Source organism: Rhizobium sp. LjRoot30, from assembly GCF_964253915.1.
GTDB lineage: Bacteria > Pseudomonadota > Alphaproteobacteria > Rhizobiales > Rhizobiaceae > Metarhizobium.
Map to the genome: position 1 here is coordinate 653,361 of NZ_CAXUSG020000002.1, position 23,596 is coordinate 676,956.

Genomic DNA, 23,596 nt, shown 5'->3' on the forward strand with positions numbered 1-23,596 from the left:
GTCAGCCCCGATTTTGATGGTGCAACCTGCCTCCGGTCAGCCTTTCACGCAGCTGCGCCACGAGTGCCAGCAGCTTGGGGCCGACAGCCTTGCGGCAATGGTCGGCGGGCAGGATATCGACGATCCCGCCGCAGGTCAGCGCCACCGTCGGCGAACCGTCGGCGGGATGAAAGGTGACGCCGACGGCATTGATGTAGCTGTGCCAGGAACCGAAGGCCGTCACGAAACCATGCTCGGCCCTGTCCCGGATCGCCTGGTCGAGATTTGCGGCAAGACGTTCGCTGCCTTGAACATCCGCCCGCTTCAGTGCCTCGACGAGCGTGCCACGTTTTTCTCCGTCGAGACCGGCGAGATAGGCGAGACCCATGGCCGTTCGCGCCAGCGGTATGCGCGATCCGACATTGAGCTGCAGCGTGACCGGCGACATCGAGCGGCAATTGGCGAGATAGACCATTTCAAGCCCGTCGCGGGTGCCCAGCGCTACGGCAGCACCGGTCCAGTCCGCAAGTTCCTGCATCAGCGGCCGTGCCATATGGATGATCGGGTTGGAACTCAGCGCCGAATAGCCGAGAGAGACGGTCGCCGCGCCGATGCTGTAGCGGCCGAGCGCCGCGTCATAATGCAGGTAGCCCAAGCTGACGAGGGTGGAGGTCAGTCGCGAGACGGTCGCCGCGGCCAGCCCGGTTCGTTCGATCAACTCCTGATTTCCCAGCGTCGCGTCATCGGGCGTGAAGGCGCGCAATATGTCGAGGCCGCGCGTGAGCGAGGCTGACGAATTTCCGGAGCTTGCCGGCTCGGCACTTTCAGTCGACTTGCTTCGCTTTCGCAACCTGCCCGACTCCCACCGCAGCCACTCAAATCAAAAATGGAAATTAATTTCAATTATGTTGACGGTTTGGGCGGCGCTTGTCAATATTGCCGCCACACGACCCTTTGGGAAGATCATCATGACGCAGCCAAAGATGCCGCTTGCGGGCATACGCATTCTCGATTTTAGCCGTGTGCTGGCGGGTCCCTGGGCGACGATGAGCCTTGCGGATCTTGGTGCCGACGTCTGGAAGATCGAGAACATTGTCGGCGGCGACGACACGCGCGCCTGGTCTGTTCCCAACTACAAGGGTGTGAGCACCTATTATCTCTGCGCCAACCGCGGCAAGCAGAGCATAGCGCTCGACCTCAAGAACCCGAAGGGCCTGCAGGTCGCGCTCGACCTTGCGGCGAAGGCGGATGTCATCGTCGAGAATTTCACCGCCGGCACCGCCGACCGCCTCGGCATCGGCTACGAGGCGATCCGCGCCCTCAATCCCGGCATCGTCTACTGCTCGATCTCGGGCTACGGGCAGACCGGGCCTGAGCGCGACAGGCCGGGTTACGACTTCATCATGCAGGCCGAAAGCGGCCTGATGTCGATCACCGGCGAAGTGGATGGACCGTCGAACCGGCTCGGCGTCGCATTCACCGATGTCGTCGCCGGCATGATCGCCACCCAGTCGATCCTCGCGGCCCTCTATCAGCGGCGCGACACCGGGGAAGGCCAGCATGTCGATGTGGCGCTTCTGGATTCGGCGCTCAACATGCTCATCAACGTCGGCACCGGTTATCTCAATGCTGGCGTCGAACCGAAGCGTTATGGCAACGCCCATCCGACGGTGGTTCCCTATCAGGTATTCGACGCCTCGGACGGCGTCTTCGCCCTTGCCGTCGGCAATGACCGGATCTTCCGGAGTTTCTGCGAGCAGGTGATCGGCCGGCCGGACATGGCCGGCGATCCGCGCTTCCTGACAGCGCATCTGCGGGCCGTCAACCGCGACAGCTTGATCCCGGTGCTGATCGACATCCTCAAACAGCAGACCTGCCAGCATTGGCTCGACGCCTGCCAGCAGGCGAACGTGCCGGCCGGCCGGGTCAAGACGGTGTCCGAGGCGCTGCAAAGCCCAAGCGTTCTCGAGCGCGGCGTCATCCAGCAACTGGAGCATCCCGAATTGGGTCCTGTCCGGCTCATCCGCCCCGCCCATGGGCTGGAATGCCAGCAGGACCTCAAGCCCAAGGCGCCGCCCATGCTGGGTGAAGATACGCGGGGGGTACTCGAAACCGTTCTCGAACTCTCCGCACACGAGATCGATGCGCTTGCGGCAGCAGGCGCCATCGCCTGCCACGACGCCCCGTGACGCCCGATCGGACAAGGAAGATCGACATGCCCGCCTATCCGGATACCCTCCTCTTCATCGATGGACAGTGGAGGCCTTCGAACAGCGGCAGGACCCTTCCCGTGTTCAATCCGGCCACGGCAAAGCCGATCGGCACTGTCGCCTGGGCCGATACGAGCGATCTCGACCAGGCACTTGACGCTTCGGTGCGCGGCTTCGAGACCTGGCGCAGCATCCCGGCATACGAACGGGCGAAACTGATGCGCCGCGCCGCCGATATCCTGCGATCCCATGCCGAGGAGATCGCGACATGGATGACCCTGGAACAGGGAAAACCGCTCGAGCAGTCACGCCTCGAAACGCTTGCCGGCGCCGATATCATCGACTGGTTTGCCGGCGAAGCGCAGCGCGCCTACGGACAGGTCATTCCGGCGCGCGCGCCCGATGTCCTCCAGATGACGTTGAAGCTGCCGGTCGGGCCGGTCGCCGCCTTCACGCCCTGGAATTTTCCGATCAACCAGGCGGTTCGCAAGCTCTCGGCGGCGCTTGCGGCCGGATGTTCGATCATCGTCAAGGCGGCGGAGGAAACGCCCGCCTCTCCCGCAGGCCTGATCGGCGCGTTTGTCGATGCCGGCATTCCCGCCGGGGTCGTCAACCTTGTGTACGGCGTGCCGGCGGACATCTCGGAATACCTCATTCCGCATCCCGTCATCCGCAAGATCAGCTTCACCGGTTCGACCGCGGTCGGCAAGCAACTCGCATCGCTGGCGGGCCTGCATATGAAACGCGCCACGATGGAGCTTGGCGGACATGCGCCGGTGATCGTCGCCGAGGATGCCGACCTGGAGCAGGCCGCAAAAGCCATGGTGGCGGCCAAGTTCAGAAACGCCGGGCAGATCTGCGTCGCGCCCACGCGTTTCCTCGTCCATGAAAGTGTCGCCGACAGTTTTACCGAGCGTTTCACCGCCGGCGCCCGGGCGATCCGCGTCGGCAACGGCCTGGACGACGGCGTCGACATGGGGCCGCTTGCGAACGACCGCCGCATCCCGGCGTTGGAGGCGATGATCACCGATGCGACGGCACGCCATGCCAGGCTGGTGACCGGCGGTCGCCGGATCGGCAACGAGGGCTGGTTCTTCGAGCCGACGGTGCTCGCCGATGTGCCCACGGATGCAAGGATCATGAACGACGAGCCGTTCGGCCCGGTTGCCATCATCAACCGCTTCGCCTCGCTGGACGAGGCAATCGAGGAAGCGAACCGCCTGCCCTATGGCCTGGCGGCGTTCGGCTTCACCCAAAGCAGCGCCACCGCGACACGTCTCGGCAACGAGGTCCTGGCCGGGATGATGAGCATCAATCATTATGGCCTTGCCCTGCCCGAAGTGCCGTTCGGCGGCATACGCGATTCCGGCTATGGGACCGAAGGCGGCTCGGAAGCGCTCGACGCCTATCTGGACACCCGTCTCGTAACCCGCAAGGGTTGACCGGCACCGCCCCCTGCGGGCGGCCTCAATAGAGATTCCGGCCGTACATGGTGGATTTCTTCGCGAAATCCTTCCGGTATTCCTGTGGGCTTTTGCGATAGACGGCGCAGAAAGCCCGGTAATAGGCCGACGGCGTGGCGAAGCCGCAGGCAAGGCCTGTCTCGCGGATGCTCATCGAACTGTAGAGCAGAAGCTCCTTGGCATGCTGCAGCCGCAGGCCCATGTAGATCTTCTTCGGGCTGGTGTTGAGATGCCGCTTGAAGAGATACTGCAGTTCGCGCACCGAAACGCCGCAGCGGTCTGCGACGGCCTCCATTTCCAGCGGCTCCTCGACCGTTTCCTCCATGATGCGTTGCGCGCGGCTCAGGACCGGATTGACCATGAAGGGCTGGCCGTTGACGATTTCGCGCTGGCGGACCTCCGCCGGGCGCGGCGCCGCATAGATCAGTTCGTTGCACACGAGATTGTAGAGCGCCTCGCCGCAGATCAGCCGCAGCATCGTCATGGAATGATCGAGGCTGGCGGCCTGCCCGGCGCAGGTCGAGCGGTTGCGGTCGATGACATAGAGCTGTTCCACGATGCGGCTGGGCGCGGAAAATTCCCGGAGCGAAGCCATGCCCGTCCAGTGGCAGGTTGCCGCATATCCGTCCAGCAGTCCGGCCTCGGCGAGAAGCAAGGGGCCGGCATCGACGCCGCAGAGGTGCGCACCGGCGGCCGATTGACGGCGCAGCCATCTGAACAACCTGCCCTTCGCCGCCTCTGCGACGTCGTAGGTGACGAGCAGAAAGATCAGATCGTATTTCCGGCTGTCGTCGAAACTGCCGGTGACCGGCAGCGCGATATCCATGCTTGTCGGCGGCGCTTCGACATCGGCCGGAAGGAAATCGATGCTGAACAGGGCTTGTTCACTGACCCGATTGGCAGCGCGAAACGGCTCGATCGACAGGAAGACGGTATGCAGGGAAGGCTCACGACCGATGACAAGCGCAATCGACCGCTTCCGTTCAACCTCCAACCCCGGGGATCGGTTCGCCTCCAATGATCGTTCCAATTATTTCTCACGCCGCATGGCTGGCTGGACACTGTTAAAAGCGTCGTTGGCCGCGTTATTTGCACGAAAATATTCGCTTTTGTCAATAATCAGGGCTTTTTTCAGTGCCATTATCATCGTGTCGCAGCGAAGAAAGAATAGGGAACCTCGCCGCGCAGAGCCACGTCATCGGTGGATGGGAGAACAAAAAATGCAGCTTAGACATCATCAGACCCGTTTTGAGTCCGTTCGTCGCCGCGCCGCCATGGCAGCGGCAGCAACAATGCTGACTGCGGTGGCCGCTTTCCCCATGGTGGGATTTGCGGCCGACAGCGGCCGACCTGTCGTCGTTGCCCGCGACATGGATCTGAACTCGCTCGACCCTGCCCGGGCCTTCTGCGATACCTGTCAGATCTACCTGAGTTCCGTTTATGACCGACTGGTCGACCTGTCTTCCGACAACAAGTCGATCGTGCCGATGCTGGCGAAGGAATGGAGCGCCAACGACGACGCGACGGTGATCACCTTCAAGCTCGATCCGAACGGGAAATTCTCCGACGGTTCGCCCGTCGAAGCCAAGGACGTCAAGTGGACGCTCGAGCGGCTGAAGAATATCAAGGGCGGCATCGCCTACATTCTCGACAATGTGAAGTCGATTGAAACGCCGGATGCCGCAACCGTCGTCGTCACGCTGACGGCGCCCAATTCCGAATTCGTCGGCTCGCTGACCGCGCCTTATGCCGGCATCATCAATTCCGACGTGGTTGCCGAACACGGCGGCGATGCCGGTGCCGATGCCAGCACCAAGGATACGGCCGAGCAATGGCTGCTTGCCAATTCCGCCGGTGCCGGCGCCTTCGTGCTGGAAAGCTACAGCCCCAGCCATGAACTGCGGCTGAAACGCAACGAAAACTACTGGGGCAAGAAGCCGGCGGTCGGCGAATTCGTCTTCCTTCAGTCCAAGGATGCCGTCAGCCAGACCCAGCTGCTCGAAAGCGGCAGCGCCGACATCGCCATGCAGGTCGATCCGACGACGGCGAAGAACATCACCAATGAAAACATCGTTGTCGAGACGAAGCCGTCCTTCAACATGGTCTATATTGCCCTCAGCCCGGGCGCCAAGAACCTGCCGCATGCTCTCGACGCCAAGGTTCGCGAGGCAATTGCCAGCGCCATCGATTATGACGGCATTATCGATCTCACCGTCGACGGCAAGGCCATCAGGCTCGCAGCGCCGATTCCCAATGGGTTCCCCGGCGGTAGCGTCGGCGAGCCGATCAAGTATGACGTCGAAAAGGCCAAGGCACTGATGGCGGAAGCGGGTGCCGCCGACGGTTTCGCGCTGGACGCGACCTATCCGAACGTCAATCAGTACGGCGTCGACTACACGCTGATGATGCAGAAGATCCAGCAGGACCTGGCCGAGATCAACATCAAGCTCGAACTGGCGCCGGTTGAATTCTCCGTCTGGCGTGAAAAGGTCAATGGCGACGGCATTCCGCTGACGGCCGTGTTCTTCGCCCCGGACTATTACGGCTCGTCGCAATATGCCCAGTATTTTGCGATGATGGACGGGACTGTCTGGTACAAGCGCGCCGGCGGCAAGAGCGATCCGGCCCTCGCCAACGCTGAAACTCCGAAGATGCTTGCCGACGCTCTGGCGGCACCGGCTGACAAGAGCAGCGAGTTGTTCGGGAAACTGGCCGGCGTCATGGCGAACGACCATGTCATCCTGCCGATCCTGAGCCCCGATGCCGTGTTCGCATCCCGCAAGGGCATCAGCGGCCTGCGTTTCAGCGCCTGCTGCAACATGGTGCTGTCGGATATCGTATCCGAGTGACATGCGGCCAGGCGGCCTGACGAAAAACGACCGGAGGCGGTCCGCCTCCGGTACGGACGAGACTTGGAGCAATCCCAGTAAAAGTGCGCAGCGGTTTTGCGTCGGGAATTGCGTCAAAACAAAAGGATAGAGTGTTTTCGCGTTTCGGAGAAAAGCGAAAATGCTCTAGCCAAGACATCGGCGACGGCGGAAAACGCTGTGATCGCTTCCGGCGTCGCATGCCGGTTGATCAATGCCGTGTTCTTCGCAACACTGGGCGGGTACCGGTCAAGGTGGCCGTGCGCCCTCCAGCCGGCGGGCGACGCCGCGGAAAATCGCATCGTGCTTCCGGACGTCGATAAAGACCGGAACCCCGACCAGGAACCACCAATCGCTGGACCGAGACCATCATGACCCAATACGTGTTCCGACGGTTGATCTCCATTCCCCTCCTTTTGCTGGGCGTGGCGACCGTCGCCTTCTTCCTCTCCCACTTCACCCAGGCTGACCCGTTGTCCGCCCTGGTAAGCGAGCGGCAGATGAACAATCCGGAAGTGGTGGCCGCTGCCAAGCAAAGGTGGGGTCTCGACCGCAGCCTGCCCGAACAATACATCATCTATATCAAGAATCTCGTGACCGGCGATCTCGGCGTTTCGTTTCGCACGCGTCGGCCTGTGCTGACCGATATTGCCGAGCGGTTGCCGGCGACGCTTGAACTGGTCATCTTCGCCATGCTGTTCGGCACGATCAGCGGCGTCGCGCTCGGCGTGCTCGCCTCGCGATTTCAGGACCGCCCCCTCGACTATTTCGCCCGTTTCGTGGCGCTTTTCGGCTCCACGGTGCCGGTCTTCTGGTCCGGCCTGCTGCTGCTTTACCTGTTCACCGTGAAATTCGGCTGGATCCCCGGCCCCGGCCGCCTCGATGCCCGCGCCGATCCGCCACCATTCCTGACGGGCCTGCTGATCATCGACTCGCTGGCGGCGGGGCAATTCGGCTCTTTCCTCAATGCCTTGCATCACCTCGTGCTGCCGGCCTTCGTGCTCGGCTGGTCGGTGACCGGCATCATTTCACGGCTGGTGCGGGCGAGCATGCTGGATGCGCTGGGGCAGGATTACATCCTGGCGGCGCGTGCCAAGGGCGCAGGCGGCGCGCGCACCCTGCTGCGCCACGCCCTTCCCAACGCCATGATCCCGACGCTGACGATCATCGGTTATTCCTTCGCCTACCTGATCACCGGGGCGGTGCTGACCGAGGCGGTCTTCGGCTGGCCCGGGATCGGCTCCTACGCCGTCGATTCGGCCCGAACGCTCGATTACCCCGCCATCATCGGCGTTTCGCTGATCGGCGCGTCGGCCTTCCTGCTGGCGAACCTGGTGACCGATGTCGCTTATGCCTATGCCAATCCCCGCATCAGACTGGAGTGATCCCATGTCCATCGCAACAGGCGCAAGAGCGCATTGGATCACCAGCCTGACACTTCGCCCCGCTCTGGTCGTCGGTCTCGTCATCGTCGTCTTCTGGATCGTCGTGGCGCTGACGATCGATGTGTGGTCCGTTTACGATCCCCTGAAGATCGTCGCCCGCAAGCTGCAGTCGCCGTCGTTGCGGCACTGGCTCGGTACGGACGCGCTCGGCCGCGACGTCATGACCCGCACGCTGTACGGCGTCCGCTATTCGCTGAGCATTTCCGTCGTGGTGGTCGTCTGTTCCGTCGCCATCGGCTCGGTGGTCGGCGCAATCGCCGGGTTTTTCGGCGGCTGGACGGACAGCATATTGATGCGCATCGTCGACGTCACATTATCGTTTCCGCCGGTCCTGCTGGCCATGGCGGTCGCCGCGTCGCTCGGGCCGGGCCTGCAGAATGCTGCGATTGCCGTCATCGTGGTGTGGTGGCCGGTCTATGCGCGCCTGATGCGCGGCCAGGTGCTGGACGTCATTTCCCGCGATCATATCGAGGCGGCCCGTGCCGGCGGCGCCTCCTCCTATCGCCTGCTGACCAAGCATATCCTGCCGCTGTCCTGGACGCCGACGATCATCAGCGCCACGATGGATTTCGGCCAGGTCGTGCTTCTGGCGGCGTCGCTCAGCTTCATCGGACTGGGCGCGCAGCCGCCGTCGCCGGAATGGGGCGCGATGATCTCCGACGGCGCGGCGCATTTCTACTCCTGGTGGGTCGCCTTCGGCCCCGGCATGGCCATCCTGACACTCGGGCTGGGCTTCAATTTCATCGGTGACGCGCTGCGCGACATCCTCGATCCGAGGGAGCACTGAGACATGGCGGAAACTGCCCCCCTGCTTGAAGCCAACGACCTCCGCGTGACGCTGCGCAACGGCACGGAAATCGTGCGCGGCGTCAATTTTACCGCCGAAGCGGGCAAGGTTCTCGGCATCGTCGGCGAGTCCGGCTCCGGCAAGTCGATCAGCATGCGTGCCGTCATGGGCCTTTCGCCACCGGGTTCGACGATCTCGGGCTCGATCAGGCTGCACGGCGAGGAGCTGGTGCGCGCACCGGAACGACGCATGCGGGCGTTGCGCGGCAGCAAGATCGGCCTGATCTTCCAGGACCCGATGACGGCGCTCAATCCGGTCATCACGGTCGGAAAGCTGATCGCCGAGGCTGTCCGGCTTCACAATCCCGGCATGTCTTCATCCAAAGCGTGGCAACGGGCTGTCGAACTCCTGGAACTCGTGGCTGTGCCCCAGCCAGAAGTGCGTGCCAACCAGTATGTCCATGAATTCTCCGGCGGCATGCGGCAACGCGCCATGATCGCCATGGCGGTCGCCAACAATCCGGACGTGCTGATCGCCGACGAGCCGACGACGGCGCTCGACGTCACGGTGCAGGCGCAGATCCTCGATGTCCTGAAGGGCCTGCAGGACCGGTTTTCCATGGGGCTGGTCCTGATCACCCATGATCTCGGGGTCGTGGCGGGTGCGGCGGACGACGTGATCGTCATGTATGCCGGCAAGATCATGGAGAGCGGCAGCGTCCGGGACATTTTCTACCGCACGCGGCATCCCTATACGCGCGGCCTCCTGTCCTGTCTTCCGACCATCGCCGGCGAACAGTCGCGGCTCGAACCCATTCCCGGCAGTCCGCCGCTGCTCAGCGCCCGGCCGAAAGGCTGTCCGTTCCACCCGCGCTGTTCGATGGCACGTGACGCCTGTCGTACCGACGAACCTGTGCTCCGGCCGGTGGACAACGTGCAGACGGCCTGCCACTTCGCGGAAGAACTGCGCGAGGGGGATGTCCGCCGGGTGAATGCAGAGGCAGAAGGCGCATGATCGAACAAGCATCCATCATATCCAAAGCTGATGAGCCGATCCTGTCCGTCCGCAACCTCACCAAGGATTTTGTCGTCAGGGGCGGCCTGCTCGGCTGGAGCCCGGTGCGCAAGGTGAAGGCCGTCGGCGGCGTCTCCTTCGAGCTTGCCAAGGGCGAAACCCTCGGTCTCGTCGGAGAATCGGGTTGCGGAAAGTCGACGCTCGGCCGCTGCCTGCTTCGGCTGATCGAACCGTCGTCCGGCGATGTCAGCTTCAAGGGCACCAACCTCTCGACCTTGTCGGCCGAGGAGATGCGCCAGTTCCGCCGCCATCTCCAGATCGTGTTCCAGGATCCGCTCGCGTCCCTGCATCCGCGCATGAAAATCCGCGACATCATCTGCGAGCCTCTCCGCCTCATTGGATTGACCGGCGCGCCGGCGCTCGCCAAGGCTGCCGAACTGCTCGACCTCGTCCGCCTCGCACCCGAACATGGCGACCGATATCCGCATGAGCTTTCGGGCGGCCAGCGGCAGCGCGTCGGCATCGCGCGGGCTCTGGCGCTCGAACCCGAGGTGCTGGTGCTCGACGAACCGGTATCGGCGCTCGACGTCTCGGTGCAGGCCGGCGTCCTGAACCTGCTGGAGGAGTTGCAGGAAAAGCTTGGCATCGCCTATGTGTTCATCGCCCATGATCTCGCGGTCGTGCGGCACGTCTCCGATCGGGTCGCCGTGATGTATCTCGGCAAGATCGTCGAGATCGGCGAGGCCGCGCAGATCTACGAGGCCCCGGCCCATCCCTACACCAAGGCACTGCTGTCGGCCGTGCCGCTGCCCGACCCGGACGCCGAGCGCACGCGCCGGCGGATCACGCTCAACGGGGATGTACCAAGCCCGCTCAACGTGCCGTCGGGCTGTCCCTTCCGCACCCGCTGCTGGAAGGCGCAGGAAGTGTGCGCGACTGTTGTCCCCGAACTTGACGCGATCGAACCGGGGCATCGCGCAGCATGCCACTTCCCTGAAGGCGATGGAAAAACTGGCGCGACGGTGGAGGTGACGCAATGACCGCCCAAGGCACGAATGACAGGCAACTCGTTTTCGGTGTCATTGCCGACGACCTGACCGGCGGCCTCGAACTGGCCTCGATGCTGATCGCCCGCGGTGTTCCGACGACGCTGTCCATCGGCCCCGGAGAGCCGGCCCGTTATGGCTTTGCCCATGTCTTCGCCCTCAAGTCCCGGGTTGCGCCCGCCACCGAGGCGGTGGCGGCGACGCTCGAAGCGCTGGAGCATCTGATCGAACAGGGCGCGCGACAGGTCTTCCTCAAATATTGTGCCACCTTCGATTCCACCCCCGCCGGCAATATCGGCCCCTGCGCCGAGGCGATCATGGACCGGCTCGGCGCGCGACAGGCGCTCTTCGTCCCGGCGCTGTGCGAAACCCGCCGCACAGTCTACCAGGGTCATATGTTCGGCGGCGCGCAGCTGTTGGCGGAATCGCCGAAGCGGTTCGACCCGCTGACGCCGATGACCGATTCCAATCTCGTCCGCGTGCTGCAGGCCCAGAGCCGCAAACAGGTCGGCCTCATCGACTATGCGATGGTCGATCGCGGTCCGGAGGCGATCCGCAGCGCTCTCGAAGCGGCGGCAGAAACATCGCTCTTCATCTGCGACACGCTCTATGAGCGGCATTTCTCCGCACTCGCGGCCGCTGCCGTGGATGCACCGTTCCTGACGGGTAACTCCTCTGTCGCCGCCCATCTGCCGCCCCTGTGGTTCGGGAGCGGCCTGATGCCCTCGCCCACACCGGTGCGGCTCGACGGCGTGGACGGTCCCGGCGCCGTCCTCGTCGGCAGCCTGGCGGACCAGACGGCAACGCAACTCGATCGCTTCGGGCAATCGCACGGCGTTTTGACCATTGACGTCGAGCAGGCCTATGCCGGCCGCGATGTCGTGTCCGAAGCCAAACGGTTCGCGGCCACGGAAACGGCTGCCGGCCGGGCCTTCGCGATCAGCACCGCCTTGCCGCAAGCCCGTGTCGAAGCCTTGCAAGCCGCCCACGGCCGCCTCGAAATCGCGGCCAAGGTGGAAGCCATCCTTTCGGAAATCGCCCGGTCGATCGTCTTCGACCATGGCGTCCGGCGGCTGGTCGTGGCGGGTGGCGAGACATCAGGCTCGGTGGTGCGGGCGCTCGGCATCACCGATCTCGATGTCGGCCCCTATCGCGAGCCGGGTTTTTCCCGGTCGGTCTCCGTCCAGCCTTTTCCGATTGCCCTGATGCTGAAGTCCGGCAAGCTCGGCAGCCTCGACATCTTCGCCTCGGCGCTCGACGACATGCGCCGCCCGATCTCCGAAGCCCCTCTTCTCGACCGTTGGCCTCCGAAAGCTTGACCCGATGACCCTATCCAACCAAGACCACCGCCAATCCCTGATCGACGCGTCGATCGACGCCGAAATCCAGCGTATCAACGTCGGCACCACAGGCAATATCAGCATCCGCGCCGAAGACGGCATGCTGATCACCCCCAGCGGCATCCCGCCCCGGCAGCTCCTGCCCGAAACCATCGTCGCGATGGACCTCGACGGCCACTGGGCGGGCAACATCAAGCCTTCGAGCGAGTGGGCGCTGCATGCGGCCGTCTACAAGGCACGGCCGGAAGTCCACGCGGTGGTCCATGCTCATCCGGACCATTGCGTCGCCCTGTCCTGCGCGCGCATCGGGTTGCCGGCCTTCCACTACATGGTCGCGGGTTTCGGCGGCGATGACGTGCGCTGCTCGCGTTACGCCACGTTCGGATCGCCGGAGCTTGCCGATGTCACGGTCGAGGCGCTGCAGGGCAGGACCGCCTGCCTGCTCGCCAATCACGGCATGATCACCGTCGGTTCCACACTGGCGGAAGCCTACGGCCGTGCACTGAAGCTCGAGACGCTGGCGCGGCAATACATGCTCTGCCGGTCCTTCACCGAGCCGGTCCTGCTGAACGAGAAAGAGCTGGTCGAGGTCAAGCAACGTTACAAGACCTATGGCCGGCAAGACGCGCCGAATGCGTGAAAGGGAGAGACAGATGGAACAGAAACTCGTCAACAGCCGCGACAACGCGCTTCTGGCGCGGGCCAGCAAGGTGGTGCCGAACGGCGTATGGGGACACATGGCCACGCGCGCGATCGGGCCGGGCTATCCGCAGTTCTTCGCCAAATCCGACGGATGCCGCGTCTGGGACGTCGACGGCAACGAATACATCGACTTCATGTGCGCCTGGGGGCCGAACATCCTGGGCTACAAGCAAGCGGATGTGGACAGGGCAGCCATCGACCAGATCGGCGTCGGTGATATCGGCAACGGTCCGACCGAGCTGATGGTCGAGCTGGCGGAGACGGTGGTCGACACGATCGACTATGCCGACTGGGCACTTTTCCAGAAGAATGGCACCGATGCGACCACCACCTGCGTCACCGTCGCACGCGCCACGACCGGCAAACGCAAGATTCTCGTCGCGCGCGGTGCCTATCACGGCGCGGTTCCGTGGTGCTCACCGTCGCTCGTCGGCGTGACGGCAGAGGATCGCACCCATCTCGTGCTTTTCGACTACAACGATAGTGCCAGCCTCGACGAAGCCGTGGCCCAGGCCGGCGACGACATGGCGGCAATCATGATGACCGCCTTTCGTCACGATGTGAATCGCGACCAGGAAATGCCCGAGGAAGCGTTCCTCAAGCATGCTCGCGCCATCTGCGACCGGACAGGCGCAGCGCTGATCCTCGACGACGTCCGCGCCGGTTTCCGTCTGGACGTACGTGGTAGCTGGGCACGCTACGGCGTCAAGCCGGATCTCGGCGCCTATTCGAAATCCATCGCCAACGGCTGGCCGCTCGCCGCCGTGGCGGGAAGCCGAAGCATGCTGGAAGGCGCTTCCAAGATCTTCGTCACCGGCTCCTTCTGGTACGGATCCGCTGCGATGGCCGCCGCGTTGAAAACCATCGAAATTCTCAAAGGAACGGATGCGCTTGCCCATACCGAAGCTATGGGTCAGCGGTTCCGCGACGGCCTGGCGGAAATCGCCACGCGCCACGGATTCGCACTGAGCCAGACCGGTCCCGTACAGATGCCGATGGTCCGCTTCGTCGGCGATCAGGATCTCACGATCGCCAACACGTTCTGCGCGGCCGCCCTGCGCCACGGCATCTATCTGCATCCGCGGCACAACATGTTCCTCTGCGCCGCCCATCAGCCTGCGGATATCGATCGCGCCCTCGAAGCGGCGGATGCCGCCATGAAGGATACGACGAGAACGCTGCGATAGTGCAACAAGACGGACGAGATGGCGGGCGGAACATCTATGACGCTCGCCGCTCGCGGTCTTGCCGCAGCAATCTGGGGGTTCCGAAACGAAGACCATGCCCATGCACGCAAGTGACAAAGCCCCCCCCGATCCCCATCGCACCTTTTCGATCGCGCTCGTTTCCGTCGAGCCCGCGGTGCATGCCGCATTGCTCTCCATCGAGCCTTTCCGCGCCGCGAACAGGCTGAGCCAGTCGCCACTGTTCCAGATAGACTTCCTGTCGGCCAGGGATGACGAGCGCCCGCCGATGGACATCACCCTGCCCGCCACCGCGTCGCTGGATGACGACAAGGCCTATGATCTGGTGCTGCTGCATTCCTCCTACGAATTTGGCGGCGACAGGAAAAGCGCGCTCTTCCGCTGGCTGCGGCGACAGGCAGCGTCGCGGGCACAGATCTGCGCGCTGGATGCCGCGCCGCTGCTGCTTGCGGAAGCGGGTCTCCTCAAGGGCTATCGCGCCACCAGCCACTGGAGCACGATCGCGTCCTTTAGGGAGCTACACCCGGAGACGGATGTCGTCGAACAGCTGTTCGTCGTCGATCGCGACCGCTCGACATGCGCCGGGCAGCTGGCCAGCCTCGACCTGTCGCTGTTTATGCTCGAACGTTTTTGCGGAGCCGCCTTGAAGACACTCGTCGCCAATGAGATCGTCTATCCCGTCGCAAGGGCCGATCACAGTTTGCAGCGAGAGATCGTCAACAGCACGACGTGGCAGGCGAACCCCTTCCTTGCCCGCGCGCAACGGCTGATGCAGGAGACCATAGAAGAGCCGTTGTCGATCGAGGAACTGGCGGGACGTTGCGGCATTTCTGCCCGCGAGCTGCAATATCTCTTCCGCAAATACCTGAAGGCCAGCCCGAAGAGCTATTACCTGACGTTCCGGCTGCAACGGGCCAAGGAGCTTCTTCTCTACAGTCCGATGAGCGTCGGCGAAACGGGATTGGCGTGCGGCTTCTCCTCGCCCGGAACCTACTTCAGGGCCTTTCGCGCCCGGTACAAGACAAGTCCGACCAGCTACAGGAGAGCCTTCCGCGAGAATGGCCCGCGTCCGGACGGGCGGCGGCTCTACTGAGGCTCACAGCACAGGCAGGGTCACCCGTTGGTCTCCGCGCTGCCGATGCGAACGGGAAACACCCTGAGCTGGTTCATGAAGTGATCGGGGATCCATTCTCCCGGCGCCTCGGCAATTCGAAGCTCTTTGCCAAGTGCGGCAAACTCCTCGAGCATCACCCTCGTCAACATCACGCCCGCGTAGCGGCCGGGACAGATGTGGGTCCCCAAACCAAACGTGGTCAAGCCTGCCTGAGGTCGGCTCATGTCGAAACGTTCGGGGTCCGGAAAAACCGACGGATCATGGTTGCCTGCCGCCCACATCATGGTGATTTTGGTCCCGGCAGGCAGGATCAAGCCATCGACGTGAAAATCCCGCAGGACGTAGCGGCTGAGGGTCAGCACAGGGGGTTCGAGCCGAAGCGCTTCTGCGATGGCGCGTGGCAGGGTCTGCGGTGCCGCGCGTACGGTCGCCAGAGCCTCCGGGTTCTCGAGCAGGGCATGAAACGTGTTGGCTGCCGCGAGCGCGGCCGTGTGAAAACCATCGACGAGATTGCCGGCGAGAACCGCCCCGACCGACTTCGGAACGAGCCCCACCTCGTGGGGATCGTCGGGAAAGTCGAACTCCTTCAATCGTGCGGCGATGTCGAGCATGGCGGGATCGCCGTTCTCCAGCCCGCGGGCCGCCGCCAGGTCGAGCAGCCGGGCATATTCCGCGAAGGCCCGGTCGAGAACCCTCAGATCGTCTTGGCTGCGATTGGCATGAAAGAGCCGCGTCATCTCCTGAGCGCATCGGCCGATCACCACGGCCTCCTCGTCGGTCAGATGCAGCAACCGGCTCCAGAAGCCGACGACCACGGCCTCCGCAACCGTCTCGACCAGGTCGACGGTTTCGCCGTCCTTAATTCGGCCGATGACCTGGCGCGCGACCGTGCGTGCCAACTCTTCCATCTGGCTGACCTGCTTGGGACCGAGCCAGTTCAACAGCATTCGGCGAGCCGGGCCATGCAGGGGCGGGTTGAACGTGAAGACCTGGGCGCCGATCACCTCGCCGATTTCCCAACCGGGAGACCGTTCGGAGACCGCGCCCTCCTTGAAGCGGTTCGGATACATTTTTCCGATCGGCAGATTGCCGATTTCGGGCGCGGTGCCGAACAGCATCAGGTCCGCATGGCGAAAGACAACGAGTTGGCCCTCCGGCGTACGAAGGAAACGAGGCTCTTTCGTGCGGAAAACGCGCCGGCAAAAGGCACGAAAATTGTCTCTACCGCCGGAAAAGCCAAAGTCGGAGGTGGTGGGAAGTGACCGGATATCGAGTTGTGTCGGCATTACTTTGCCCCTTTGCTGGATGAACCGGACTATTCTTCCGGAGCCACTTTGACCTTGAGGGTGCCGATGCCCGCGGTGGGAACCACCTGGCAAGCAAGGCGTGAAATTGGGCTCTGATGGAGCAAGGTATCGAGCATCTCGGTTTCCTCGATCCGGGGCTTGGGCAGCAGGCTGGCCGGCTCTATGTAGACGTGACAGGTCGCACAGGCGCAGTTCCCACCGCAGATCGCCGATATTTCATCGACGCCCGCTTCGCGGAGTATCGCCAACAGCGAAGCCCCGATCTGACCATCGCTCTCCCTGGTGCGGCCGTTACGTCCGGTGACGTGGAGCCTGAATGTATTCGTCATCGGCGCACCTTCCTGGCATCTGCCATCGGCATCAACTTATTGAGGGGAAAAGCCGATCCTGTTCGATGTCGGCGGGGAAATGATCCGACCCGACGACCATAACCTCCGCCGCCACAGCCAAACTCGCATAATCCGCTAAGCTCAGTGCAAGAAGCGTCAAAGCGTGATCCGAACTCTTCGAGAATGACGGATTTCAGGGTCGAAACGAGATTGGACTGCGCCGCGAAACCATGTATGTTCTTCTTTTGTTTCAGAAGAGCCATCGCCACGCGCTATGAACACCATCATCCAGATGCCTGTCCGGAAGATCATCCACGTGGACATGGATGCCTTCTATGCGTCGGTCGAGCAGCGCGACAACCCGGAACTCCGCGGCAAGCCGCTCGCGGTTGGTGGGTCCGCGGCCCGCGGCGTTGTGGCAGCGGCTAGTTACGAAGCCCGAAAGTTCGGCGTCCACTCCGCCATGCCCTCGGTGACCGCCGCGCGAAAATGCCCGGAGCTGATCTTCGTTCCACCGCGCTTCGATGTCTACAAGGCCGTGTCACAGCAGATCCGGGAGATTTTCGCGGAGTATACGCCACTCATCGAGCCGCTGTCGCTGGACGAGGCCTATCTCGATGTCACCGAAAATCTGAAAGGCATGGAGATTGCAACCGAGATCGCCCTGGAAATCCGGGCGAAGATCAAGCAGGTCACCGGGCTGAACGCCTCGGCGGGAATTTCCTATAACAAGTTTCTCGCCAAGATGGCGAGCGACCTGAACAAACCCAATGGGCAGGCCGTGATCACGCCGAAAAACGGACCGGCATTCGTGGAAACATTGCCCGTCAAGAAATTCCATGGTGTCGGCCCGGCCACGGCCGACTACATGAAGCGTCATGGGATCGAGACTGGCGCAGACCTCAAAGCGAAGTCGCTGCAATTCCTGGCCGAACATTTTGGAAAATCCGGCCCCTATTTCTACGGCATCGCGCGGGGCATCGATGAACGCCAGGTAAGGCCCGATCGGATCCGCAAATCCGTCGGCGCCGAAGATACGTTCGTGCAAGACATCGACAGTTTCGACCTGGCGAAAGCGGAGTTAAAACCTCTCGCCGACAAAGTCTGGCGGTATTGCACGGCGCAAGGTATCAGCGGCAGGACGGTGACCGTGAAGATCAAGTATTCTGATTTCACGCAGGCGACCCGAAGCCGGACCAGCAGCCAGCCGATCTCCGCTGTGCCAGATATCGTGGAAGCCGCCGAAACCCTGCTCTCGACGGTTTATCCTTTCAAGCTTCCCGTTCGTCTCCTCGGCGTCACCCTGTCGTCGCTCACGAACGACAGGGTGACCGGCGATGAGGAACAACCGCAGCTCGGTTTCGATTTATGATCGACAGCCTGTTCAAGAGAAGAGAAAGCCGTGTCGACATCCCGCGTTCGCGTCATTGATCTGGAGACAGCCGGCAACGGAGCGAATGACGTCTGCGAGATCGGCTGGCAGGATGTGGTTGTCGACGCGGACGGCCGCTGGACCGTCAATGACGAGCGCGGCGCCCTGATGGTCAATCCGGGGCGGCCGATCTCGCCGGAGACGATGGCCGTCCATCATATTCTCGATGAACAGGTCGCAAACGCCCCCTATTGGAAAGAGGTCGCACCAGCTGTGTTGCGTCCATCCGGCAAGATCGATGCTCTGGCCGCGCATCGTGCCGCTTTCGAACAGCGATATTGCACGCCGCGGCTGACGGGTGGGCTGCGCTGGATCTGTACCTGGAAATGCGCGCTGCGGATCTGGCCCGAATTGCCACGATTTTCCAATCAGATGCTGCGCTACCAGCGCATGCCGCAAGGCTTGGTCCATGAGATCGGACTGCCGGCGCATCGGGCGATGCCGGACGCCTATGTCACGGCTCATCATCTGCGAGACCTGTTGAACGCAGCATCGCTCGAACAGCTTCTGGCCTGGAGCGCCGAGCCTGGCCTTCTGCCCCGCGTGCCGGCCGGGCCGGAGCGCGGCAAGAGTTGGGAGCGTATCAGCACGGAAACGCTCACCGGGTTTCTCAACGAGCGAGATGCCGATGTCCGCTTCAGTGCCCAGACAGAGCTCGCAAGACGGGGTGAACTTGAGCCGCCCGCGCTTGTCGAGCCTGTGCAACGAACCCTGATCTGATCGACGATCCTTACCCCACGACATCCAAGCACAGGAACTGGCCAAGCTGATCTTCGGCGCGGACCAGCCGTCAACTCTTGCCGCGTCAGGTCGCATTCAAACGACCGATGCGGATGGCGCAGAAGAACTGGACCGGATAATCGCCACCAGCCGCCGTCCATATTCAAGCCTGTCGTTTTGATGGCGATGGGGGCAACGAGATGAGAAAAGGTTCAGGGCCAGTTTGGTTGTCAGCCCTTGCGATAAACGGTCGGATCCGGAATCGGCACGGCTGCCATCAGCGCCTTGGTGTAATCCTCGCGCGGGTTTTCGAATATCTCGCGGCGTGTGCCGCTCTCGACGATCTTGCCGCCACGCATCACCGCCACCTTGTGCGACATGCGTTCGATGACAGCCATGTCATGCGAGATGAAGAGATAGGCGAGCCCCATCGTCTCCTGCAGTTCCAGCATCAGGTCGAGCACGCGGGCGCGGACGGACACATCGAGTGCGGCGACGCTCTCGTCGGCGACGATCAGTTTCGGCTCGAGCGCCAGGGCGCGGGCAATGCAGATGCGCTGGCGCTGGCCACCGGAGAATTCGTGCGGATAACGCGTCGCCGCATCCGCCGTCAGCCCGACGCGGCGGAGCAATTCGGCGACGCGGTCCTGCCGTTCGGAAGCATTGCCGATGCCGTGGATGACCAGCGGCTCCGCCACCGCCTTGCCCACCGACATGCGCGGATCGAGCGACGCATAGGGGTCCTGGAAGATCATCTGTGCCGAGCGCCGGAACGGGCGCATGTCATGCTGCGATAACCCGGCAATGTCGCGGCCGTCGATCTGCACCGAGCCTGAAAACGGAATCAGTCCCAGCACCGCCTTGCCGGTGGTCGACTTGCCCGAGCCGCTTTCGCCGACAAGGCCCATCGTCTCGCCGGGCATGATGTCGAAAGAAATGCGGTCAACCGTCGCCGCCGGCGCCTTGCGCTTGAAGATAAGGCCCGACGCGCTGCCATAGGTAACGCTGAGACCGGTGACATTGAGCACGGGTGCGGCGCCGCGCGGGGCCGGTTCGATTGTGCTCTTCGATACCCGGGGCGGGCCATCGGTTCCGGCCAGCGCGCCGAGCCGCGGCACGGCGGCCAGCAATTGCCGCGTATAGAACTCGCGCGGATGGCCGAAGACCTCAATCGACGGCCCCTGCTCGACGATCCGGCCCTGTTGCATGATCACGACGCGGTCGGCCATCTCGGCGACCACGCCCATGTCGTGCGTGATCATGATGATCGAGGTGCCGAACTCCGCCTTCAGCTTGCGCATCAGCGTCAGGATCTGCGCCTGCACGGTCACATCAAGCGCCGTGGTCGGCTCGTCGGCGATCAGCACCTTGGGGCGGCAGGACAACGCCATGGCAATCATCACCCGCTGGCGCATGCCGCCGGAAAGTTCGTGCGGAAACTGCTTGAGGCGCCGGGCGGGATCGCTGATCTGTACCGCTTCCAGCATCTCCAGCGCGATCGCCTCGGCATTGGCGGCACCTTGATGCTCGCGGATCGCCTCGACCAGCTGCGCGCCGATGCTCATCACCGGGTTGAGCGAGGTCATCGGCTCCTGGAAGATCATCGCGATCTCGCCGCCGCGGACATGGCGCATCTGGCTGTTGGAGAGCGTCGTCAGCTCCCGTTCACCGAGCTTGATAGTGCCCGACGTCACTTTCAGCGAGGCCTTGGGCAGCAGGCCCATGATCGACAGCGAGGTCACGGACTTGCCCGAGCCGCTTTCGCCGGCGATGCACAAAGTCTCGCCGGGATAGAGGTCGAAGGAGATATCGTCGAGCACCCGCTTCAAACCCTCGGGTGTACGCGCATCGACCGAGAGGCGCTCGACGCTGAGCACCGGCGCCTCTTTTGGCTTGGTTTCGGTCACGCGAGCACGATCCTGGGGAAGTAGAAGGAGACGACCCAGTTGGGCATGTCGACGATTTCGGAGATGCGGAGATCGCCGCAGACCGAGCAGAGCATATAGGCATCGACCGGGCTGTAGCCGTGTTCGGCGGTGAGCAGGTCGATCATGCGCATGACGGCTTCGCGCGCACCGGTCATCAGGTCCGGACCGATGCCGGTCGTCACTTCGTAGCCCATGCCGTCGAGATGGCGGGTGACCGGTTCGGTGGTGGTGAAGCGCGGCGACTTGAGATTGGCGCCCTTGACCAGGTCCAGCGTCAGCTCGACATTCATCTGGCTTTCGATTGCCGTGCCGCAGACCTCGCCGTCGCCCTGCGCCGCGTGCGTATCGCCGACGGAGAACAGCGCAGCCTGGACTTCGATGGGCAGATAGAGCGTCACGCCGGCGGTCAGATCGCGGATATCCATGTTGCCGCCGACCTGGCGCGGCGGCACGACCGAATGAAGGCCGGGCTCCGCCGGTGCGACGCCGATCGTGCCGGTAAAGGGTTTCAGCGGCACCTTGCCGCCGGGGCCGAAGGCGGATGGCGCCATCGATGCCGTGTCATAGGTCCAGATATGCAGTGCCGGGTCCTTGAACTGGTCGGCCAGGAGGCCGAAGCCGGGAATATTGGCGGTCCAGCCGACACCGGAGGGGTGAAACTTGTTGATGGTGACCTTCAGCGCATCGCCCGGCTCAGCGCCCTCGATATAGACGGGGCCGGAGACCGGGTTGATCTTGCCGAAGTCGAGATTGGCGAGTGTCGCCAGCGTGGCATCCGCACCGATCTGGCCGCCGGAGGAATCCATGCATTCGAACAGGATGGTCTCGCCGGGCTTTGCCGTCAGCGCCGGCGGGAAGTCGCGGTTCCAGCCGAAATTGTGCTGGGCGCGGTGAATGGTGTGGTTGCAGATGCTGCACATAGGAATTCTCCGGAGATTGTCGCTGCCCCTCATCCGCCTGCCGGCACCTCTCCCCTTTCTGGCGGGGAGAAGGGCCTTGGGGCGCTGTCGGTGCCTGTGGCGTCCCCTCTCCCCGCAAGCGGGGAGAGGGCCAGGGTGAGGGGCAAACCTCACCCGATGCATTCGCTTACTTCACGAAGATCGCGTCGTAGTTGATGACGCGGGTCGGGTCGATGTAGATGTTGTTTTCGCCGCCCATGCGCAGCGACTTGGCCACGACGCGGCGCTCATTGGTCACGGGGATCCACGGCGCGTCCTTCATCACGTCGGTGAAGATCGTCTTCCACGCTGCGATACGCTCCGCGCCCTTGGCCGGATCGGACATGGAATCGGCGGCTACCGCACGCTTGTCGAGTTCCGGGTTGCAATACCACGACCAGTTCCAGCCGCCCTGCACCGCGCCGCCGCAGCCCAGGATCGGGCCGTAGAAATTCGACGGATCCGGGAAGTCGGCAATCCAGGCCATGCCGCCCGACCAGATCATCGGCGCTTCGCCTTCGGTGCCGCCGGCGGCGATGACGTTGCCCTGCGCCAGCGCGCGGATCTCGGCCTTGACGCCGATCGCCGCAAGATCCTGCTGGATCGCCTGGGCGATGCGCGGCTGCGGATCGGTGTTGGTGGCGTAAAGCACGGTCTCGAATCCATCGGCATGGCCGGCTTCCGCCAACAGCGCCTTGGCCTTGTCGACACTGTATTCGTAGCCGGCATAGTCGTTGTCATACCCCGGCATCAGCGGCGGCAGCACTTCCTTGGCGGGCGTGGCGCGACCGTTGAGGATACGCACGATGCGCTCCTTGTTGATGGCATGGTTGACCGCCTGGCGTACCTTCAGGTCGTCGAAGGGTTTTACCTTGGTGTTGAGCGTGACGTAGCCGGTGTGAAGCTGCTCGCCGTCGACGATCATCTGCGCGCCGTCGGGCGAATTCTTGATTTCAAGGAATTTTGCCGGCGGAATGCCGTCGCCGGCAATGTCGACCTCACCCTTCTGCAGGCGCAGAAGCGCCACCAGCGGCTCCTGGCCGACTTCGACCGTAAAACTGTCGATCTTCGGCATGTCCTTGACGAAATAGTCGGGGTTGCGTTCGAAAACCAGCTTCTGGCCGATCGTCCAGTCCTTGAGGATGAAGGTGCCCGAACCGACCGGCTTCTTGCCGAAATCGCCGGCAGCGGCCTCGACCGCTTCCTTCGGCACGACGGAGGCGAAGTTGATCGCCAGAACGTGCAGGAAGGTCGCATCCGGACGGGTCAGCTTGAAGACGACGGTGGAATCGTCGGGCGTCTCGATGCCCTTGAGGCCGCCTTCCTTGCCGGCGGTCAGGTCGGCAAAACCGTCGATGGCGCCGAAGAAGCCGGCACCGGGACCCTGTGTCTTCGGATCGACGGCGCGCTCGATCGAATATTTCACGTCCGAGGCAACGATCTCGCGGCCATTGGAGAATTTCACGCCCTTATGGAGCTTGAACGTATAGGTCAGGCCATCGGAGGCGACGTCGAAGCTTTCCGCCAGCGACGGCACGAGGTTGGCGGTGCCCGGCTCATAATCCATCAGCCGCGAGAACAGGCTCTTGATCATCGACCAGTTGACCCAGTCATAGCCGATCTGCGGGTCGAGCGTCGTGATGTCGTCCTTGTAGGTGACGACGATATCCTTGCCTTCGGCGCTTGCCGCAAGCGGCGTCAGCAGCACGGCCGTCGCCATGGCAGTCCCGAGTAACCAGCGTTTGAACATTTTTCGTTCCCCTTCTTTGA

The 23,596-nt window shown here is 63.1% G+C and carries 21 protein-coding genes; 14 read left to right on the forward strand and 7 right to left on the reverse strand.

From position 1 onward, the window contains the following. Position 1: 1 nt before the first annotated feature. Positions 2–829 (reverse strand): IclR family transcriptional regulator, encoded by an 828-nt coding sequence (locus ACSQ3I_RS07005; RefSeq protein ID WP_435997311.1) that lies wholly within the window; start codon positions 827–829, stop codon positions 2–4. A gap of 118 nt (positions 830–947) precedes the next feature. Between ACSQ3I_RS07005 and ACSQ3I_RS07010 the strand changes: the two genes are divergently transcribed. Together ACSQ3I_RS07010 and ACSQ3I_RS07015 are read left to right on the forward strand one after the other, a co-directional pair. Further along, positions 948–2,168, forward strand: coding sequence for a CaiB/BaiF CoA transferase family protein (locus ACSQ3I_RS07010; protein ID WP_435997313.1), 1,221 nt, complete (start codon positions 948–950; stop codon positions 2,166–2,168). Between the two features lie 26 nt (positions 2,169–2,194). After that, positions 2,195–3,631 carry an NAD-dependent succinate-semialdehyde dehydrogenase gene (locus ACSQ3I_RS07015; RefSeq protein WP_435997315.1) on the forward strand — a complete coding sequence of 479 codons (1,437 nt, stop codon included), beginning with the start codon at positions 2,195–2,197 and terminating at the stop codon, positions 3,629–3,631. Between the two features lie 25 nt (positions 3,632–3,656). On the opposite strand, the gene ACSQ3I_RS07020 is transcribed toward ACSQ3I_RS07015, so the two are convergent. After that, positions 3,657–4,646 (reverse strand): GlxA family transcriptional regulator, encoded by a 990-nt coding sequence (locus ACSQ3I_RS07020; protein WP_435997316.1) that lies wholly within the window; start codon positions 4,644–4,646, stop codon positions 3,657–3,659. Positions 4,647–4,926: 280 nt separating this feature from the next. On the opposite strand from ACSQ3I_RS07020, the gene ACSQ3I_RS07025 reads away from it, so the two are divergent. From ACSQ3I_RS07025 to ACSQ3I_RS07065, 9 genes are all read left to right on the forward strand, one after another. After that, positions 4,927–6,501: an ABC transporter substrate-binding protein gene (locus ACSQ3I_RS07025; RefSeq protein ID WP_435997581.1), complete on the forward strand. Its 1,575-nt coding sequence runs from the start codon at positions 4,927–4,929 to the stop codon at positions 6,499–6,501. 389 nt (positions 6,502–6,890) lie between these two features. Beyond that, positions 6,891–7,904: an ABC transporter permease gene (locus ACSQ3I_RS07030; RefSeq protein WP_435997318.1), complete on the forward strand. Its 1,014-nt coding sequence runs from the start codon at positions 6,891–6,893 to the stop codon at positions 7,902–7,904. A gap of 4 nt (positions 7,905–7,908) precedes the next feature. After that, positions 7,909–8,751 (forward strand): ABC transporter permease, encoded by an 843-nt coding sequence (locus ACSQ3I_RS07035; RefSeq protein WP_435997320.1) that lies wholly within the window; start codon positions 7,909–7,911, stop codon positions 8,749–8,751. A gap of 3 nt (positions 8,752–8,754) precedes the next feature. Further along, the gene (locus ACSQ3I_RS07040; protein ID WP_435997322.1) at positions 8,755–9,765 is read left to right on the forward strand and encodes an ABC transporter ATP-binding protein; all 1,011 of its coding nucleotides are present in this window, start codon (positions 8,755–8,757) and stop codon (positions 9,763–9,765) included. 14 nt (positions 9,766–9,779) lie between these two features. Then, a complete protein-coding gene (locus ACSQ3I_RS07045; protein WP_435997583.1) occupies positions 9,780–10,805 on the forward strand; it encodes an ABC transporter ATP-binding protein in 1,026 nt (341 codons plus the stop codon). Next, the gene (gene otnK, locus ACSQ3I_RS07050) at positions 10,802–12,130 is read left to right on the forward strand and encodes a 3-oxo-tetronate kinase (RefSeq protein ID WP_435997324.1); all 1,329 of its coding nucleotides are present in this window, start codon (positions 10,802–10,804) and stop codon (positions 12,128–12,130) included. Before ACSQ3I_RS07045 ends, otnK begins: the two co-directional genes overlap by 4 nt. Before the next feature lie 4 nt (positions 12,131–12,134). After that, on the forward strand, positions 12,135–12,791 hold the full coding sequence (locus tag ACSQ3I_RS07055) for a class II aldolase/adducin family protein (protein ID WP_435997326.1): 657 nt from the start codon (positions 12,135–12,137) through the stop codon (positions 12,789–12,791). Positions 12,792–12,804: 13 nt separating this feature from the next. After that, a complete protein-coding gene (locus ACSQ3I_RS07060; RefSeq protein WP_435997328.1) occupies positions 12,805–14,040 on the forward strand; it encodes an aminotransferase class III-fold pyridoxal phosphate-dependent enzyme in 1,236 nt (411 codons plus the stop codon). Between the two features lie 100 nt (positions 14,041–14,140). Continuing rightward, a complete protein-coding gene (locus ACSQ3I_RS07065) occupies positions 14,141–15,151 on the forward strand; it encodes a GlxA family transcriptional regulator (protein WP_435997330.1) in 1,011 nt (336 codons plus the stop codon). A gap of 20 nt (positions 15,152–15,171) precedes the next feature. Here ACSQ3I_RS07065 and ACSQ3I_RS07070 read toward each other — a convergent pair whose 3' ends face one another. Then, complete coding sequence (locus ACSQ3I_RS07070; protein WP_435997331.1) at positions 15,172–16,458, reverse strand: cytochrome P450; 1,287 nt, start codon at positions 16,456–16,458, stop codon at positions 15,172–15,174. Between the two features lie 29 nt (positions 16,459–16,487). Then, on the reverse strand, positions 16,488–16,808 hold the full coding sequence (locus tag ACSQ3I_RS07075; protein ID WP_435997333.1) for a 2Fe-2S iron-sulfur cluster-binding protein: 321 nt from the start codon (positions 16,806–16,808) through the stop codon (positions 16,488–16,490). Positions 16,809–17,082: 274 nt separating this feature from the next. On the opposite strand from ACSQ3I_RS07075, the gene dinB reads away from it, so the two are divergent. From dinB to ACSQ3I_RS07090, 3 genes are read left to right on the forward strand one after another with little or no spacing between them, the layout of a single operon-like run. Further along, on the forward strand, positions 17,083–18,180 hold the full coding sequence (gene dinB / locus ACSQ3I_RS07080; protein WP_435997335.1) for a DNA polymerase IV: 1,098 nt from the start codon (positions 17,083–17,085) through the stop codon (positions 18,178–18,180). Positions 18,181–18,210: 30 nt separating this feature from the next. Further along, complete coding sequence (locus ACSQ3I_RS07085; RefSeq protein ID WP_435997337.1) at positions 18,211–18,960, forward strand: exonuclease domain-containing protein; 750 nt, start codon at positions 18,211–18,213, stop codon at positions 18,958–18,960. A 22-nt stretch (positions 18,961–18,982) separates the two neighbouring features. Further along, positions 18,983–19,141 (forward strand): sterol carrier protein domain-containing protein, encoded by a 159-nt coding sequence (locus tag ACSQ3I_RS07090; protein ID WP_435997585.1) that lies wholly within the window; start codon positions 18,983–18,985, stop codon positions 19,139–19,141. 49 nt (positions 19,142–19,190) lie between these two features. Here ACSQ3I_RS07090 and ACSQ3I_RS07095 read toward each other — a convergent pair whose 3' ends face one another. The 3 genes from ACSQ3I_RS07095 to ACSQ3I_RS07105 all read right to left on the reverse strand — a co-directional run bounded on the left by ACSQ3I_RS07095 (position 19,191) and on the right by ACSQ3I_RS07105 (position 23,576). Continuing rightward, positions 19,191–20,867, reverse strand: a complete 1,677-nt coding sequence (locus ACSQ3I_RS07095) for an ABC transporter ATP-binding protein (protein WP_435997339.1) — start codon at positions 20,865–20,867, stop codon at positions 19,191–19,193. Next, on the reverse strand, positions 20,864–21,808 hold the full coding sequence (locus ACSQ3I_RS07100; protein WP_435997340.1) for an acetamidase/formamidase family protein: 945 nt from the start codon (positions 21,806–21,808) through the stop codon (positions 20,864–20,866). The genes ACSQ3I_RS07095 and ACSQ3I_RS07100 overlap by 4 nt, the downstream gene beginning before the upstream one ends. A gap of 166 nt (positions 21,809–21,974) precedes the next feature. Next, positions 21,975–23,576 (reverse strand): ABC transporter substrate-binding protein, encoded by a 1,602-nt coding sequence (locus tag ACSQ3I_RS07105; RefSeq protein WP_435997342.1) that lies wholly within the window; start codon positions 23,574–23,576, stop codon positions 21,975–21,977. Between the last annotated feature and the right edge of the window lie 20 nt (positions 23,577–23,596).

What these genes read in the sequence shown, in the direction of transcription:
- ACSQ3I_RS07010 (WP_435997313.1), top strand. Translation starts at nt 948, where the DNA reads ATGACGCAGCCAAAGATGCCGCTTGCGGGCATACGCATTCTCGATTTT.
- ACSQ3I_RS07015 (WP_435997315.1), top strand. Translation starts at nt 2,195, where the DNA reads ATGCCCGCCTATCCGGATACCCTCCTCTTCATCGATGGACAGTGGAGG.
- ACSQ3I_RS07025 (WP_435997581.1), top strand. Translation starts at nt 4,927, where the DNA reads ATGGCAGCGGCAGCAACAATGCTGACTGCGGTGGCCGCTTTCCCCATG.
- ACSQ3I_RS07030 (WP_435997318.1), top strand. Translation starts at nt 6,891, where the DNA reads ATGACCCAATACGTGTTCCGACGGTTGATCTCCATTCCCCTCCTTTTG.
- ACSQ3I_RS07035 (WP_435997320.1), top strand. Translation starts at nt 7,909, where the DNA reads ATGTCCATCGCAACAGGCGCAAGAGCGCATTGGATCACCAGCCTGACA.
- ACSQ3I_RS07040 (WP_435997322.1), top strand. Translation starts at nt 8,755, where the DNA reads ATGGCGGAAACTGCCCCCCTGCTTGAAGCCAACGACCTCCGCGTGACG.
- otnK (WP_435997324.1), top strand. Translation starts at nt 10,802, where the DNA reads ATGACCGCCCAAGGCACGAATGACAGGCAACTCGTTTTCGGTGTCATT.
- ACSQ3I_RS07055 (WP_435997326.1), top strand. Translation starts at nt 12,135, where the DNA reads ATGACCCTATCCAACCAAGACCACCGCCAATCCCTGATCGACGCGTCG.
- ACSQ3I_RS07060 (WP_435997328.1), top strand. Translation starts at nt 12,805, where the DNA reads ATGGAACAGAAACTCGTCAACAGCCGCGACAACGCGCTTCTGGCGCGG.
- ACSQ3I_RS07065 (WP_435997330.1), top strand. Translation starts at nt 14,141, where the DNA reads ATGCACGCAAGTGACAAAGCCCCCCCCGATCCCCATCGCACCTTTTCG.
- ACSQ3I_RS07070 (WP_435997331.1), bottom strand. Translation starts at nt 16,458, where the DNA reads ATGCCGACACAACTCGATATCCGGTCACTTCCCACCACCTCCGACTTT.
- ACSQ3I_RS07075 (WP_435997333.1), bottom strand. Translation starts at nt 16,808, where the DNA reads ATGACGAATACATTCAGGCTCCACGTCACCGGACGTAACGGCCGCACC.
- dinB (WP_435997335.1), top strand. Translation starts at nt 17,083, where the DNA reads ATGAACACCATCATCCAGATGCCTGTCCGGAAGATCATCCACGTGGAC.
- ACSQ3I_RS07100 (WP_435997340.1), bottom strand. Translation starts at nt 21,808, where the DNA reads ATGTGCAGCATCTGCAACCACACCATTCACCGCGCCCAGCACAATTTC.
- ACSQ3I_RS07105 (WP_435997342.1), bottom strand. Translation starts at nt 23,576, where the DNA reads ATGTTCAAACGCTGGTTACTCGGGACTGCCATGGCGACGGCCGTGCTG.